At 69.1% G+C, this 14,921-nt stretch carries 12 protein-coding genes; 4 read left to right on the top strand and 8 right to left on the bottom strand.

Going from position 1 to position 14,921, the window contains the following annotated elements; genetic code table 11:
- Window positions 1–25: 25 nt before the first annotated feature.
- The gene (locus tag ACN6PJ_RS04810) at window positions 26–787 is read left to right on the top strand and encodes a 5'-methylthioadenosine/adenosylhomocysteine nucleosidase (RefSeq protein WP_427994757.1); all 762 of its coding nucleotides are present in this window, start codon (window positions 26–28) and stop codon (window positions 785–787) included.
- An 18-nt stretch (window positions 788–805) separates the two neighbouring features.
- On the opposite strand, the gene ACN6PJ_RS04805 is transcribed toward ACN6PJ_RS04810, so the two are convergent.
- The 3 genes from ACN6PJ_RS04805 to ACN6PJ_RS04795 form a co-directional block, all read right to left on the bottom strand.
- The gene (locus ACN6PJ_RS04805; protein ID WP_427994756.1) at window positions 806–970 is read right to left on the bottom strand and encodes a hypothetical protein; all 165 of its coding nucleotides are present in this window, start codon (window positions 968–970) and stop codon (window positions 806–808) included.
- Between the two features lie 271 nt (window positions 971–1,241).
- Window positions 1,242–1,511 (bottom strand): PAAR domain-containing protein, encoded by a 270-nt coding sequence (locus tag ACN6PJ_RS04800; RefSeq protein ID WP_427994755.1) that lies wholly within the window; start codon window positions 1,509–1,511, stop codon window positions 1,242–1,244.
- Window positions 1,512–1,547: 36 nt separating this feature from the next.
- The gene (locus tag ACN6PJ_RS04795) at window positions 1,548–1,799 is read right to left on the bottom strand and encodes a hypothetical protein (RefSeq protein WP_427994754.1); all 252 of its coding nucleotides are present in this window, start codon (window positions 1,797–1,799) and stop codon (window positions 1,548–1,550) included.
- A 172-nt stretch (window positions 1,800–1,971) separates the two neighbouring features.
- Between ACN6PJ_RS04795 and tssA the strand changes: the two genes are divergently transcribed.
- On the top strand, window positions 1,972–3,078 hold the full coding sequence (gene tssA, locus ACN6PJ_RS04790; protein WP_427994753.1) for a type VI secretion system protein TssA: 1,107 nt from the start codon (window positions 1,972–1,974) through the stop codon (window positions 3,076–3,078).
- A gap of 10 nt (window positions 3,079–3,088) precedes the next feature.
- On the opposite strand, the gene ACN6PJ_RS04785 is transcribed toward tssA, so the two are convergent.
- From ACN6PJ_RS04785 to ACN6PJ_RS04765, 5 genes are all read right to left on the bottom strand, one after another.
- Window positions 3,089–3,883, bottom strand: a complete 795-nt coding sequence (locus tag ACN6PJ_RS04785) for an OmpA family protein (RefSeq protein WP_427994752.1) — start codon at window positions 3,881–3,883, stop codon at window positions 3,089–3,091.
- Window positions 3,884–3,885: 2 nt separating this feature from the next.
- On the bottom strand, window positions 3,886–4,869 hold the full coding sequence (gene tagF, locus ACN6PJ_RS04780) for a type VI secretion system-associated protein TagF (RefSeq protein ID WP_427994751.1): 984 nt from the start codon (window positions 4,867–4,869) through the stop codon (window positions 3,886–3,888).
- Window positions 4,866–8,621: a type VI secretion system membrane subunit TssM gene (gene tssM / locus ACN6PJ_RS04775; protein WP_427994885.1), complete on the bottom strand. Its 3,756-nt coding sequence runs from the start codon at window positions 8,619–8,621 to the stop codon at window positions 4,866–4,868. Before tssM ends, tagF begins: the two co-directional genes overlap by 4 nt.
- 67 nt (window positions 8,622–8,688) lie before the next feature.
- Window positions 8,689–10,080 (bottom strand): hypothetical protein, encoded by a 1,392-nt coding sequence (locus ACN6PJ_RS04770; RefSeq protein ID WP_427994750.1) that lies wholly within the window; start codon window positions 10,078–10,080, stop codon window positions 8,689–8,691.
- Between the two features lie 37 nt (window positions 10,081–10,117).
- Entirely contained in the window at window positions 10,118–10,966 is an 849-nt protein-coding gene (locus ACN6PJ_RS04765; RefSeq protein WP_427994749.1) for a M15 family metallopeptidase, read from the bottom strand.
- Between the two features lie 311 nt (window positions 10,967–11,277).
- On the opposite strand from ACN6PJ_RS04765, the gene ACN6PJ_RS04760 reads away from it, so the two are divergent.
- Together ACN6PJ_RS04760 and ACN6PJ_RS04755 are read left to right on the top strand one after the other, a co-directional pair.
- Complete coding sequence (locus ACN6PJ_RS04760) at window positions 11,278–12,006, top strand: hypothetical protein (RefSeq protein WP_427994748.1); 729 nt, start codon at window positions 11,278–11,280, stop codon at window positions 12,004–12,006.
- A gap of 26 nt (window positions 12,007–12,032) precedes the next feature.
- Window positions 12,033–14,912 carry a type VI secretion system Vgr family protein gene (locus ACN6PJ_RS04755; RefSeq protein ID WP_427994747.1) on the top strand — a complete coding sequence of 960 codons (2,880 nt, stop codon included), beginning with the start codon at window positions 12,033–12,035 and terminating at the stop codon, window positions 14,910–14,912.
- Window positions 14,913–14,921: the final 9 nt, after the last annotated feature.

Here is a 14,921-nt window from a genome sequence, read left to right as displayed (position 1 = left end):
CGCATGACCGACAGAGAAGAAGTTCATGGGACGTTTAGCCATACTGGGCGCCTTGCACGAAGAAATCGCCGACCTGCTCGCCGCGATGGACCCGGGCGCCGTCATACACCGCATCGCCATGCGCGATTTCCACGTGGGCATCCTGTGGGGCACGCCTTGCGTGATCGCGCTGAGCCGCATCGGCAAGGTGGCCGCGGCGGCGACCGCATCGATCGTCATCCAGGAATTCAAGGCGTCGCGCGTGATTTTCACCGGCCTGGCCGGGGGGCTGCACGCGGACGTCGCGGTGGGCGATGTGGTCGTGGCCAGCGCGTTGATGCAGCATGATATGGATGCGCGGCCCCTGTTCGGCCAGTACGAGATTCCCTTGTTGGGGCGCGCGCAGTTCGACGCCGATCCCGCCCTGAGCGGGCACCTGCGGGATAGCGCCATGGAATTCCTCGGCAACCATGCGCCGGCGCTGGACGCGCGCGCGGCCTCGCGGCCCCGGCCGAGGGTGCATTGTGGCCTGATCGCGACGGGGGACGTCTTCGTCAATGACAATGACGAGGCGCACGAACTGCGACTGCGCTTGCCGCAGGCGCTCTGCCTTGAAATGGAGGGCGGCGCGACGGCGCAGGTCTGCCACGAGTTCGGTATTCCCTACGCGGTGCTGCGGGTGATCTCGGACCGCGCCGATCATGCCGCGAAGGTGGATTTCACCGATTTCCTGGTGAATGTGGCGCGCGTCTACACGGCCGGGATCCTGGCGCCCTTGCTGCGGTCGGGCGTCCTGTCGGATGCCTGACCGCGAGCGGACGCCGCGTCAGCGGCCCGTGTCGGGATAGTTGGGGCCCGCGTCGCTGAAGCCGCCGCTGCTATAGGGATTCGCGGCGCCGGGGTGGGGAGGCCCGCCCTCGCCCGGGGCGCAGCCGGCGAGGAACAATGCCGCCGCCGCGAGGGAAAGCAGCCGTACCAGAGCAGATTTCATGATGGTCTCCTGCGCGAGCCCCTACGGCAGGCGCGTAGCGTGCAGCTTGTGGTTGCTGCCTATTTTACGCCTTGGGGTGTGCCGCGGCGCCGGCAGCCAGGCCCCCGGGCCGGGACTTGCGCTTGGTCCGAGGCCCGTCGCAACGCTTCCGGTAGGCCTGCACGGCGTCCGAGTCCGTTGCCTGGAAATAGGCGGGCGGGCAGCCATGCTCTCGGAGATCGGGCGGACCCATCCGGCTGCGGCGCAAGGTCCGCGCCCGGGGGGCCGGCCCCTAGCCGTGCTCCAGGCGATAGAACTGCTGGCTGGCGATCAGCGTGGCCCCGCAGGACGTCTTCATGCCTTCCAGCGCCGTCCGCCGGTCCGAGCTGACGCCTGCCGTGCCTTCGACGATGGTGTGGGTGCCGCTGCACTTGGGGCAGGTGACGCGGTCGCCCAGCCGGGCCATGGGCTGGCCAAAAATAATGACGGTTTCGTCGCCCGTAACGACCACGCCGCCGTGGGACGTGCGGTCGCCTTTGCGTATCACCGATAGCTGCGCCATGGCTGCTCGTTGCTTTGTCAGGTTTGTTATATGTGCTTACAGGTAGGTGCCGTCCGGCGCCTGGCGAGGCACGCCGATGACGAAAGATCCGTCGGGCGCCATGCGGACCGGGCCGTCGCCGCCCAGGTAGCGGCCATCCGGGGCGCGCTGCGGTTTGCCGGCCACGTAGGTGCCGTCGGGCGCCCGTGTAATGGGGCCGCCGTCGCCGACGTAGGTGCCGTCGGGGCAGCGGCGCGGCTTGCCGTTGATGAAGCGGCCGTCGGGCAGCATGTGGAATGACTTGTTCATGGTGATTCCTGATCCGGTGACATCGCATGATATCCAGGCTGCGTGATGCGCTTTGTAATAGGACGTGTCATCTTCAAACGCAACGCCGTTACAGATATGGGAAGATCGGGCCTCTTCCAGGCGCCCCGCGCGCAGCGCGGCGGGGCCCATCCAGACATCCAACAAGACCAATATGAGCGATATCGACACACTGCTGCAGCCCATTCCGGGCGAAGCGCCATGCGGCGCCGACATGGTGTTCTCGGCCGAGTTCGACGCCATCCGCGAAGCCCGCCGCCACGACGACCCGCACCTGGACCAGGGCGACTGGGTCATCGACATCAAGGAAGCCGATTGGCCGCAAGTGATCGGCATCTGCACGGGCGTGCTGCGCGACCGCAGCAAGGACGTGCGCGTGGCCGCCTGGCTGGCTGAAGCCTGGGCCAAGACTCGCGGGTTCGCCGGCCTGCGCGATGGCTTCCTGCTGCTGGACGGTTTGTGCCGCCGCTACTGGGACGGCCTGCATCCCGTGCCCGACGAAGGCGACGTGCAGCAGCGCGTGGGCAATCTGGCGTGGCTGCTGTCGAGATCCCAGCAACTGGTCCGAGAGTTACCGCTGACGCAGTCCGAGGGCGGACGCTTCGGCGCGGCGCTATGGGAAAGCGCGTCGCAGCTGGCCAACGCGGTCAAGCGCTCGCCTCAGAACGCGGCCGAGCTTACGCGCGGCAAGCTGACGCTGGAGCAGTTCGATGCCGCCCGCCGCGATACGCCGCCGGCCTTCTATTCGGAACTTGAAGCCAATCTGCAAAGCTGCTTCGCCGCGCTGGACGTGCTGGAGCAGACCCTGGCCGAACGCCTGGGCGACGAGGGCCCGGCATTTTCCCCCGTGCGCGACGCCTTGAAGGACGTGACCGAGCTGGTGCACCGCTTCGCGCGCGACGCCGGCCTGCTGGTGCGGGCGGACATGACGCCGCCGCCTGCCGCCGCAGCCGCGCCCGCGCAACCCGCCACACGCCTGGAGCCGACCTTGCCCCCTGCCGATCACTCGCTCGCGGCGCCCGCGCCCGCGCGCGGCCCGCTCCAGACGCGCGACCAGGCGCTGGCGCAACTGCGCGAAGTGGCGGAATTCTTCCGCCGCACCGAGCCCCACAGCCCCGTCGCCTATCTGGCCGACAAGGCCGCCAGCTGGGGCGAGATGTCGCTGCACCTGTGGCTGCGCACGGTTCTCAAGAACGACGAGACGCTATCGGGGCTGGAAGAATTGCTGGGCGTGCAGAAGCCGTCGGACAGCAACGGCTGACGGCCGCCCGCTAGCGGCTGGCCCGGAATTCGATCCGGCGGTTCTTGGCCCGGCCTTCGGCGGTGGCATTGGTGGCCACCGGCTGGTCCGGCCCCGCGCCCAGCGTTTCGAAGCGCCCGGGCGGCAAGCCCTTGTCCACCAGATAGGCCTTGACGGCGTCCGCGCGCGCCTGGCTCAGCGCCAGGTTGGTGCTGCGGCTGCCGGAGCTGTCGGTATGGCCGATGATCTGCACCTTGTCGCTGTGCAGCTTGGGCACCACGTCGGCCACCTGGTCCAGCAACTCGCGCCCGCGAGCGGTCAGCGTGGTGCTGCCGGTTTCGAATTCGACCACGCGGTTGGCCAGGAGGTTGTCCAGCAGGCCCTGCTCATCCTTGCCGGCCGATACGCGCAGGCCGTTGACGATCTTGTAGGTGGGATTGAGAGAGGTCGCGAAATTGCTGGCTATCTGCTGGCGCGAGGCTTCGTTTTGCACTTCGCCGCGCAGGCGGATCTGGGTGCCGTCGATTTCCAGCTGGCCGCGGTTGATCTGCTTCAGGGGCTGGCCGATCAGCTTGCCCACGTGCTCGGACCAGTTCGGAGGCGCCACCACGCCGCCCACGTCGATGCGGTCGATGACGTTGCCCACGCCATACACCTGTTGCAGCCGCGCCAGCACGTCGGCCTTGGTGGCTTCGTCGGGCACGGCGCCGCTGGCCACGACCTGGCCCGGCTGGGGGATGACGTTTGCGGGAACGACGGTCGCGCCGTCTTGCGCCGCCGCGACGCAGGAATACAGCGCCGCCATGATCAGGAGAGAGACGCGCATGGTCAGGCTCCGGTGAAGACTTCGCGGAAGGTGTCCAGCGCAATGCGCAGGGATAGCCGCGGTTGGTCCAGATAGCTGGAAAGCTTGGCCAGCCCGTGGCTGGCCGACACGTGGTTGCGCACCCAGGGCGCGTCTTCCAGCACGATGTGCTGTTCGGCGTAGAGCTGTGGCGTGGAAAGCAGGCTGGCCAGAGTCTGCGGCGACGCGCCGCGAAACCCCACCGCCAGCCGGTGCTTGCCGCCGATGCGGCCGATGAAAATCGTGATCTCGAAGTCCGCCCGCGACAGGAACGGCGCGATCAGCGCCATCCAGTAGGCCGCCACGAGGTTGATGTAGAGGGGATCGTCGGGCAGCGGCAGCGACAGCCCCTTGTCGAGCTGCGAGGAACCGCTGGACATCACCGGCTCCAGCAGGATGCCCAGCGCCAGGATGATGTCGTGCACGCTTGCCGCATGGCCGTTGCCGCGCAGCATCGCTTCCAGGCGTTCCACGGTCTGCAGGTCCACGAAGGCGTCGAAGCCGTCGTCGGCGGCGGTGCGGATCTCGCCTTCCAGTTCGTTCAGGGCCTGCAGGGCCGCGGCCGGGTCGCTGTCGGTCGCCAGCATGGCCGCGGCGCCGCCCATGCGGTTCCAGAGCCGGCTGAACGCCATGGGGCTGCGCGCAATGAATTCCAGCGGGCGCTGCACTTCCAGGGACGTGGCGGACAGGAAGGGGAAGCGCCGGCCCGACTGGTCCTGGCTGGGCTGCAGGTGCCCCGCGATGGCGAGTTTGCCGCGCGATCCCAGGATGGCGAAGGGCATCGGTTCGGCCTCGTCGTAGAGCGCCTTCCAGTGCGGTTCCTGGGCCAGGATCTCCATGGTGTCGGCGACCCAGGCGTCCAGCGTGGCCATGAGCTGCGGATGCGACGTGTTCTTCACGAAATCGCCTCGGCTGGGGATCTTGCCGAAGTAGGCCGTGCGGAACAGGGGGGACTGCGTGTTGCTCATTTCGGCGCTCCGGATTGCGTCTGGGCGGAGGATTCAGGGGAGGTGCCGACCACGGAGGAGGGCAGGCGCAGGTTGCGCAAGCCCTGGCTGCCGCCGGGCTCGCTGCCGCCGGCGCCAGGCGCCTGGGCGTTGCTGATGATGCGCAGCTTCACCGGCACCGTCACATTGGATTTGCCCCAGCTCATGTTGAAGCTGCCGTCCGGATTCGCCGTGCGCTGGGCGGTGGAGATCAGGCGCTCCAGGCCGAAGCGGCCGGGCTCGTTGACGATCTCGACCACGCTGCCGTCGAAGGTGGTGGCGGTGATGCGCGCGCCCGGCGCGCCCTGCGCGTTGGGCCAGACGAAATTGACCCATTGCGGCGGCGTGTTGCGATAGCGCAGTTGCTGGCCGTCGATCTCGATGGTGTATTCGGTCACGCCGCCGGCCGGCTTGGGCTGGATCTGGAACAGCGTCTGCGGCTGGCTGGCCGCGCCGGCGCCCGCGGCGCCGCCGGACAGGGGCGCCACCCATTGCGCGAAATTGGCCGTGAAGGTCGGCTGCAGGCTCACGCCCATATCGCCCCAGGTGCGCGCCGTCAGGATGTCGCCGCGGCGCACGGTCAGCGGACCCAGGGTCTCGTTGACGTAGCGCGCGATGCTGCCTTGCGGGCCGAAGACCTGGCCGATTTCGTCGCTGCTGGCTTCCACGCTGGCGCGGCTGGCGAACGGATACTTTTCGGCCAGGGTCTGGTTGAACGGCTGGTAGACCTGCGCGTTCCAGACTTTGTTGAGCTCGGCCTCCGCCGGCTGCATGGTCACGGAGTACGCCTGGATCAGCGGGCGCACCAGAAGCGGGCGCAGCGTTTCGCGCTGCGTCGCGCTCATGCCGGCCAGCATCTGCTCGTCCACCAGCTTCAAGGCGTCGGCCAGCTCGGAATCCTTGCCTTCCAGCGTCTGGCGCATCAGCGTGAGCGCGCCTGGGCCGGGATCGCCCTGGTTGTTCAGCAAGTTGAAGCGGGTGCGGATCTTCGACAGCGCGCCCATGTAGTTGCCCAGCAGCGACTGGTTGTCGCGCGTGACGACCAGGCGCGCCACGTCGGAGAACTCGCGGCCCACCGGGCCCATGGGGATCGCTTCGCCATTGGCGGTGGTCGCACCGGGCGCCGGCGGCGTCTGGCGCAGGATCACGCGTTTGAACCAGCCGACCACGCCGCTTTGCGCCTGCTGCAGCCCGGCGTTGATCAGCGAGGGGTTGTCCCAGGAGGTCTGTTCGTACGTGGTGTTGATGAGCTTGGCGATGGGCGAGGTCTGCGGATCGCCCAGGCGGTTCATCGCGCCGACCGATTGTTCGAAGCTCGTGAACGGCTTGATCGTGACGCCGCGCAGGAACTTCTGCCATTCCTCGGCGTACTCCGTCTTGTACATCGTCGCCAGGCTCTTCTGGATCTGCTCGGGGCTGCCTTCCAGCGTCAGGTCGTCGCGGGCGTTCACGCCCAGCACCCAGTCGCTGGTCTGGACTTCCTTCTTGGCGGCCTCGCTGATGGCGGGTTGGACGTATTGCTCCCAGGCTTCGCGCGTGAAGGTGCCCGGGATGGCGTAGCTGCCCGCTACCACGCCGGCGTCGTTCTCGCCGACGATGCGCGCCACCGTCATGGTCTGGAACCGCGTGGCGGCGCGGGCCTTGAGCGTTGCGTAGGCGCGCTCGCGGGCCGGCATGCCCTGCATCACGGCGCGCAGGCTGCCGCGGGTTTTCTCGACCAGGGCCAGGTTGGTGTCGATCTGCGGCCAGCCAGCGTCCGGCGCGCGGCTGACGTAGAACGAGATCAGGCGCTCGGCGCTGCGGATCAGTTGGTCGCGCGGCATCGCGCCGCGGTTGGTCTCCAGCCAGCCGCGCCAGAAGCGCGTGATCTGGTCGGACAGGTGGGTGGGATCGACGTGCTGGTGATTGGCCATCATCAGATACGTCTTGAGCGCGTTGTAGGCGTCGTCGGCGTTGGTTGGCGAGGCGTCCTGGAACAGCGTGTCGCCGCCCGGGGCGTGCGCGGCGCGGGCTTGCTGCGGCGCCGGTTGCGGCGTGCCTCCGGTGGCGGCAGCGGCCGAGGTATCCACCTTCGCCAGGAAATCCTCTAGGCTGGTCTTCACGGGCGCCAGCATGAACTGGCGCACGCCGTTGTAGTACTCGGCCAGCAGGCGGTCCTTCAGCACGTCGCCCTGGTACAGCCCCAGGCCCAGCGACCACGGCCGGCTGGACGAGTAGCGGTCCAGTTGCTCGATGCGGTCCTGCAGGATCTCCATCGCTTCCAGGCGGCTTTGCAGATCGGTGCGCTCGTTTTGCAGGCGCACCACCTTGTCCAGGTCGGCCTGCACGTTCTGCGCCAATTGGCGGTTGCCCAGATAGGACCAGCTCCAGCCGCCCAGCACCAGGCCCAGCGCCAGCACCAGGCCGAAGAACGTCAGGTAGCGCATGCGGGTCTTGGCCGGGCTGGCATGCTGGCGCACCAGTTTCTTGTCGGCGAAGATCACGCTGGAAAACAGGTCGCGCAGGAAGAATCCGTTGTGCGAGGACACGTTGCGCGACAGCGCGCGCTGCGCGGGGCGCAGGTCGAAGCGCTCGGCCAGGCGTTCGGTGGACGAGCTTTGCGATACGCCTTCCTGCAGCGCGCTGGTGAAGTAGAAGCCGCGGAACATCGGCTTGTACTGGAACGGATTGGTTTCGAAAAGCGTGGACAGGAACGTGCGCAGCGCGGGCTTGATGCCGGCGAATTCCAGCGGGAAGGTCAGGAGGCCGGGGGGCAGTTCGCGGTTGGCCCGCAGCGAGATCTGCGCGGTGCCCATTTCCTTCAGCCCTTCGTACAGCTCGTCGAAGCGCTCATCGAACAGCGCCAGCACGTCGCGGTTTTCTTCCGCGCCGTAGGGCAGGGTGGCGCCCCACACGCGGTCGCGTTCGCGCTGGTCGCTGTCGGAGAAGAACTCGCTGAAGCCGGAGATCAGGTCGGCCTTGGTGAAGATGATGTAGACCGGCGCGAACACTTCCAGCCGGTCGGTCAGTTCCTGCACGCGCTGGCGCAGGTTCTTGGCCAGGTTGATCGCGAATTCGGGGCCCGCGCCCGTCAGCTCCTCGATGCTGGCGGCCACGATGATGCCGTTGATGGGCGCCTTGGGGCGATGGCGCTTGAGCAGGTCCAGGAAGCCCATCCATTCGTTGCGGTCTTCCTCGTGCACCGAGTAGCGCCCGGCCGTGTCCAGCAGGATGCCTTCCGTGGTGAAGAACCAGTCGCAGTTGCGTGTGCCGCCGACCCCGCGCACGGCCGCGCCATTCTTATCGGCGAAGGGGAACTGCAGGCCGGAATTGATGACCGCGCTGCTCTTGCCCGCCGCCGGATTGCCGATCACGATGTACCAGGGCAGCTCGTACAGCGCTTCGTTGCCCGAGGCTTGCCCGATCTTCGAGGTCTTGATGGTGCGCACCGCCTGGGTCAGGCGCGAGCGCAACGCCTCCACGTCGTTGCGGTTGGCGGCGGCGCCCGTCTGCACCTGCTGCTCCAGCATGTCGCCCAGGTTCTTGTTGGCGCGCCGCGTGCGCCGCCGGCGCCACAGGTAGGCGCACAGCCACAGCAGCAGGCAGGCGCCGAAGGCGATGCCCGCCCAGGCCAGCCCGATTTCCACGGTGCCGGCGAACAGGAATAGGAACACCAGCAAGGCGATCACGCCGATCACCATGAAGGTGCGCGGATTGGCCAGCACGCGCGACGTCCAATGTCGGCCTTCGCTCATCGCGCTGGATATGCTGGAGAAGAAACCTGAGGGGCTACGCATGGTTTTTCAAGGGTTTTCTTGTGGTTCAGGCAGAGGGGCGGCAGGGGCGGGACACCAGCGCCAGCGTCCGCAACGCGGGGTCCTGGGTCATGACGGCGAGCACTGGCGCGTCCGTTTGCGCGCAGGTTTCGCCGGCGATCGCCAGCGTCAGCAGGTGCGACGCGGCACCCGTGTAACCGCAGGCGGAGCCTACGGACAAACAGTCCTGGTTCGGATCCAGCGCGGGGAATACCGCGCTTGCCAGGCCCGCGGTTTCCAGCGGGCGGCTGCCGCGGTGGTCAGCGTCGCTGACCACCGCGCGGATATCGTCCGGACGCTGCTTCTGGCGTTCCAGGAGCAGCGTCGTCAGTTCGGCCAGCATCGGTTCGCCGATGGCACCGCGCGCGTCCGCCTCAATGGCGCGGCGCGCGGTCGGCGACAGGGTCAGCGCGAGGGCGTTGGCGGGCGGCTCGTCCGGCTGCGCGGCGTCCGGCGCGCTCAGCGCCAGGTCCAGCAGCAGGCCGGCGGCGGCCTCGCCCGGCACCCGGCCCTGGGGATTGGCGGTGCTGACCAGCCGGCCTTCCGCATCCCAGTCCTGCACCAGGCCGGCATCGATATAGGAGTCCGCCGCGGCCACCAGGCGCAGCGTGGCGCTCGTCTCGTTCAAGGGTTCCTGCGCCAGCTGGCGCAGCAGCGTATCGCTGGCGAGCGCTCCAGGAGCGCTGTGGACGCGGACATCCAGGCGGCCGGGCACCCACACGGCCGCGTCGCGCGCCCGGTCCTGGGCATGCATGCGCGCGCGCTGCGGCCATTCGGCCGGCAGCAAGAGCTCCAGCTGCAGCTGCGGCCAATCTTCGTCGCGCCGAGGTTCGTCCTTGTCCAGCACGCGGGCGCGAGCTTCTTGCGAGAGCGTTTCGACGACCTCGGACAGCAGCGCGGCGGCACGCAGGCAGTCGTCGGGCAGCGCGCCGTCGGCGCCGGGTTCCGCGCTCGCGGCTTCGCGCAGCGCGGCGGTGTCCAGGTACTCGGCGCGGCTGGTGAAGACGGGAAAGCCTTGCGCGTTCTTCAGCGATGTGTCCAGCGCGGGGCGCTGATGCTTGGACAGGGCGGCATGGATGGCGGCCGGATCGGAGCCCAGCGCCGCGCGCGCCGTGCTCGCCAGCACGACCACGCGCGCCAGGTCCTCGGCCGGGGCGGCTTCCTCTTCGCCGGCTGGCTCGGCCGGAGCCGGCGCGGCCTTGGCCTCGCGGCGCGCACGGACGATCCGGCCGCCGGCCCAGCCGGCGGCGATCAGTGCCAGCGGCAGCGCGAACAGGTACAGGGCGATGTCCGTGCCCGTGGGCAGCGTGTGCGACTCCTGCCACCAGATAATGACGGCCAGCCAGACGACGCCGAAGACGAGGGCCAGCAGAAGGCCGGTTTTAAGGATGCGGCTCATGGGCGGTCTATCAGGTTGGCGGCGAGGGCGTTCGGGATCATTTCGCGGCTCCGTCGCGCCGCATGACGCCCGGACGGCGCAACTCGGTGTGGCCGAAGTCCATCATCTTCCAGCGCCCGCCCCAGGTCAGGCCGACGCGCTCGGCGGTTTCGCCGAAGAGCTCGTAGCCGCGCATGGCCCAGGGATCCTTCTCCGAGACGACTACTTTCCCCTCCCGCAGGAAGGCGCTGTCGGCGGCCAGCCCGTACTGGTGGTAGCTCTGGTAGGCGCCGGCATTGGTCACGTGCGATCCCATGCCGGCCAGCTGCGTCTGGCGCTCGGGGCTGCGGTAGCCTTCGATCAGGACCATTTCGTAGCCATGCTCCTCGCGCATGACGCGGTACGCGGCCAGCAGCCGCTGGCGATAGTCCGCGTCCAGCAGGTTCCAGTCGCGGCTTGCGCCGCCCAGGTTCGGGCGCACCAGTTCCACTTCGCGCGTGGTGAAGGCTTCGGGGGGAAGCGGAGGGGGCGGCACCAGCCTTTCGCCGGTCAGCAAGGCCTGGACGCGGGGGTCCGGACCGGCGGTCCGGTCCTCGTAAACAAATGTGTGATTGTGTCGCATGACGAAAGCAAAAAGCGACGGAAACAACACGATCAGCAGGCCGATCGCGATATGCCAGCGGTAGGCCGAGAATGCGCCGCCGGCCTTTCCGAAGCCCGCGCGGACCGCCTGCGCGGACCCTTCGACGACCCCTCCCGCGTGGCCCGCGCCGCGCGCCATTCTCTGGCGCACGCCCTGTGCGAGCGCGCGCGTGCCCCGTGCGGCGGCCTCCCGGAATGACGGGAAGACGAGCAGCGCGGACACGCCGATGGCGAGCAGGAAATATAGGGGCAGCAGGAGAAGCAATGAGGTCCCTCGGTTACGAAGGCGTAATCTTTTGTTCTATTTGGGATTCAGGCAAGCGCCTGGACGTTGCAAAACGCGTCCGTGGCTTAGAACTCGTAACAAGAAATGATGATCGGGCAGATGTCATCGGGTATTCTCGAACCCCTTGGTTACAGGGGGGCGCAAGCTTCCCTGCAAACACGGGACCTCGCATGGCAGAAGACGAAAAAAGATCGCGATCACCGACCTCCGTTCCTAGTTTGCTGGCTGGACGTTCACCGTCTCCGAATGAACGCGCCTCGTCGCGCATTCTCGCAACGCTCGAAGGGCGAGTGCCAGACGCCGAGGTCAAGCACCTGGCGCCAAAGCGCCGTTCGCGGGCGCCGCTGCTGTTGCTGCTGTTGTTGCTGATCGGCGCAGCGGGCGCGGGCCTGCTCGCCGTGTTCGATGTGCCGGACCTGCCCGTGGTGGCGAAATCCGATGCGCCGCCGGCCGCCGCGCCGCCGCCTGCGGCGGCAGCCGCCAGGCCCGCGGCTGCAAGCGAGGCCGGCGCGCAGCCATCCTCCGCGGCCATCATCGAAGATCATCCGCTGGCGCAATTGACGCGGCCCGACGAGGACGACACCCGCGTGGCGCAGAACCCGCTCTCGGCGCTCGCGGTCACGGCCGCGCCGCCGCAAGCCGCCTTGTCCGCGCCAGAGGCGTCCAAGGGCGCGGGACCGACGGTGCGGCGCGCCGAGCATGCCGCGGGCGGCGCGCACGCCGCAACGACGCCGTCCGCGCCGCCGCGCGCCAAGGCGCCGCGCAATGATTCCGACGCGGCGCTGCTTGCGGCGCTGATGTCCTATGGGCTGCCTCCCGCTTCGCCGCCCGGCACGAAGGTCTACAAGACGGATGGCGTATTCGTCCGGGAACTGCCGGGCTCGCCCTTGCCCACGCGCCTGGAGCAATGCCGCAAGCTCGGGTTCCTGGAAAGCGAGCAGTGCCGCTTGCGGGTCTGCGCGGGCCATTGGGGAACCGCGCCCGAATGCCCCAATCCGCAAGCCAACATCGAGCCCTGAGCCCCTAGATAAAGGTTTTACCCGCAATGGATTCGACCGCGACCGCCGGCCTGTTCAGTTCCGATGCCCGCCTCTACAGCCTGGAAGGCGAGGGCGCGCTCGCGTCGCTGCAGGTGGAAGGCTGGATCGGGCGCGAAGCGCTGTCGGTCGTGGCGCAGATGCGCATCGTGGCGCTGGCCGACAGCGCCGGTCTGTCCCTGAACGACATGATCGCCCGCCCGCTCACCCTGTGGACCACGCGCGCGGACGGCAGCCGCGCCAGCCGCAGCGGCGTGGTCCGCGAAGCGGAATTGCTGTCCGGCGACGCCGGCCTGGCGCGCTATCGACTGACGGTCGCGCCATGGCTGTGGCTGGCCACGCAGCGCCGCACCAGCCGCATTTTCGAAGCCAAGCCCGTGCTGGACATCGTGCGCCACGTGCTGGACGGATACGAGGGCTATGCCTACCGCATCGCGCCCGACGTGGAACCGGCGCTGGCCGATCTGGCGCCGCGGCCCTACGTCACGCAGTACCGCGAGACCGATTACGAATTCCTGAGCCGCCTGCTGGCCGAGGCGGGCCTGGGATGGACCGTGGTGGAAGATGCAGACGTGCCGGCCAGGCACGCGCTCTTGATCTTCACCGACAGCCGCGGCCTGCAGGAGGACGAGGAGTCCGCCGGCGGCGGCGTGCGCTTTCATCGCGCCGACGCCACGGAATCCCGCGACACCGTGCAGGCGCTGGCGCGCCAGCGCCGCCGCGTGCCGGACCGCATCACCGTCCTGGGCTGGCACGACAGCAGCAAGCGGGCGGTGGCGGCCGAGGCGCTGGTCAACCCGGCCAACGGCGACGACGACGCGGCGGGCCTGGAATGGTACGAGCCCGTGGGGCACGGCGGCTTTGCCGACGAGACACAGGCCAGGCGTCAGGCCATCTTGGCCATGGAGGCCGTGCGCGCCCGCGCCGAGACCTTCATCGGCCGCGGCGGCGTGCGCACCTTCCGTTCGGGTACGCGGTTCACGCTGCAAGCCATGTCGTCCCTGGGGCCGGCGGGCGAAGACGGCTTCGAGCCGGTATTCGCGTTGGATCGCATCGAGCACGTGGGCATCAACAACCTGCCGCCCGAGACGCGCGCTTCCCTGGCGCAGCGCCTGGGCGGGCTGGACGCCCACCTGCTGCTGGACGAGGACGCGCCGCCGCCTCCGGGAGGCGAGCCGCAAGCCGGCGCGGCGGCGCCGTCGGCGGATGCCGCGGTCCTGGCCAAGGCGCGCGAGGTCGGCTACGCGAATCGTTTCGAAGCCGTGCGCTGCGACCGGCCCTGGCGCCCCGAGCTGCCGCAGGAACGCGGCGCGCGCCTGAGCGGCGCGCCTTCCGTGCACGGGGTGCACACCGCGGTGGTGACCGATGCCGAAGGCGGCGCGCAAGCCAAGGAGCAGGACGAGATCCTGCGCAACAAGCGCGGCGACGTGCGCATCAAGTTCCATTGGCAGGGCGACGCCAAGGACGGCGAGGCCAAGAGCCGCTGGGTGCGCGTGGCGCAACGCCAGTCCGGCGCGGGCATGGGCATCAGCTTCGTGCCGCGCATCGGGCAGGAAGTGCTGGTGCGCTTCCTGGACGACGACGTGGACCAGCCCATCGTGGTGGGCGCGCTGTACAACGGCCGCGGCGAAGGCGGCACGCCCGCCACGCCGGGCGGCCGCCAGGGCGGCCAGGCCGACACTCAGGTCTACGCCGCCGCGCGCGACGGCACGCCCAGCGCGCAGGCCAACCTGGCATCCGGCAATGCGCCCGCCTGGCACGGCGCCGGCGCGGGCGACGCGAACCACCGCAACGCCGCCGCCCTGAGCGGCTTCAAAAGCAAGGAATTCGGCGGGGCCGGCTACAACCAGATCGTCTTCGACGACACCGACGGCCAGTTGCGCGTGCAGATCAAGAGCAGCCAGGAGGCCAGCGAGCTGAACCTGGGCCACCTGATCCACCAGGCCGGCAACTACCGCGGCGGCCTGCGCGGCCTGGGCGCGGAACTGCGCAGCGACGGCTACGGCGCGGTGCGCGGCGGCGCCGGCGTGCTGCTCAGCACCTACGTTTCCACGGGCGGCCCCGCCAGCGGAGCGGGTGACGCCGCGGGCCTGCAGGCGCTGGCGGGCCAGACGGACCAGATGGCGCGCTCGCTGGACAGCGTGGCCGGCGCGCACGAGGGGCTGCGCCTGGCAACCGCGCTGGGCACCCGGGGGCCGGAAGCGAGCGCGCTCGATGGCGGCAAGGCGCCCCTGGCCGCCATGCACCGCACCGTGTCGGGCACCGTCGCCGGCGACAGCCTGGAAAGCGCGCGCGGCGACGCATCGGCCAAGCACACGCAGGCGGCAGAAGGAAAAGTGCCGCACCCCACCGATCCGGTGGTGCTGATGGCCGCCCGCGCCGGCCTCGCCCAGATCGCCGGCCAGCATATGCAATACACCGCCGGCGAAGCCGTGCACTGGTCCTCGGGCAAGGACCAGAACCTGGCCGTGATGGGCGCGCTGCGCCTGCACACCGGCCAGGGGCTGGGCATCGTGGCCGGCCTGCAGCAGGGCGGGGCGGACTCCGGATTGGACCTGATCTCGGCCAAGGGCAATGTGGACGTCCAGGCGCAGCACGACATCCTGCGCGTCCAGGCGCAGAAGGACATCAGGATAGGCAGCGCCCAGACTTCCGTCGAATGCGCGGCGCCCAAGCGGATCCGCATCGCGACGGCGGCGGGCGCCAGCATTGTGCTCGAAGGCGGCAACATCACGGTGACCGCCCCGGGCAGGATCGATGTGAAGACCGGGAACAAGCAGTTCTCGGGGCCGGACCGCATGCCTTACGCCTTCCCCCAATACACCGTCTGCAAGCAATGCGTGCTGGATGCGCACGATGGTGTGCAGTCCATCACGGACAAGGCTTGAGGCCGGGCG

This window comes from Achromobacter sp., assembly GCF_050285585.1.
In the GTDB taxonomy this organism is placed as follows: Bacteria; Pseudomonadota; Gammaproteobacteria; order Burkholderiales; family Burkholderiaceae_B; genus Achromobacter.
Note: the sequence above shows the minus strand (reverse complement) of the source record. Positions and strands in the feature narration are given on the sequence as shown.

What these genes read in the sequence shown, in the direction of transcription:
- tssA (WP_427994753.1), top strand. Translation starts at nt 1,972, where the DNA reads ATGAGCGATATCGACACACTGCTGCAGCCCATTCCGGGCGAAGCGCCA.
- tssM (WP_427994885.1), bottom strand. Translation starts at nt 8,621, where the DNA reads ATGAGCGAAGGCCGACATTGGACGTCGCGCGTGCTGGCCAATCCGCGC.
- ACN6PJ_RS04795 (WP_427994754.1), bottom strand. Translation starts at nt 1,799, where the DNA reads ATGAACAAGTCATTCCACATGCTGCCCGACGGCCGCTTCATCAACGGC.
- ACN6PJ_RS04810 (WP_427994757.1), top strand. Translation starts at nt 26, where the DNA reads ATGGGACGTTTAGCCATACTGGGCGCCTTGCACGAAGAAATCGCCGAC.
- tagF (WP_427994751.1), bottom strand. Translation starts at nt 4,869, where the DNA reads ATGAGCAACACGCAGTCCCCCCTGTTCCGCACGGCCTACTTCGGCAAG.
- ACN6PJ_RS04755 (WP_427994747.1), top strand. Translation starts at nt 12,033, where the DNA reads ATGGATTCGACCGCGACCGCCGGCCTGTTCAGTTCCGATGCCCGCCTC.
- ACN6PJ_RS04805 (WP_427994756.1), bottom strand. Translation starts at nt 970, where the DNA reads ATGAAATCTGCTCTGGTACGGCTGCTTTCCCTCGCGGCGGCGGCATTG.
- ACN6PJ_RS04785 (WP_427994752.1), bottom strand. Translation starts at nt 3,883, where the DNA reads ATGCGCGTCTCTCTCCTGATCATGGCGGCGCTGTATTCCTGCGTCGCG.
- ACN6PJ_RS04800 (WP_427994755.1), bottom strand. Translation starts at nt 1,511, where the DNA reads ATGGCGCAGCTATCGGTGATACGCAAAGGCGACCGCACGTCCCACGGC.
- ACN6PJ_RS04770 (WP_427994750.1), bottom strand. Translation starts at nt 10,080, where the DNA reads ATGAGCCGCATCCTTAAAACCGGCCTTCTGCTGGCCCTCGTCTTCGGC.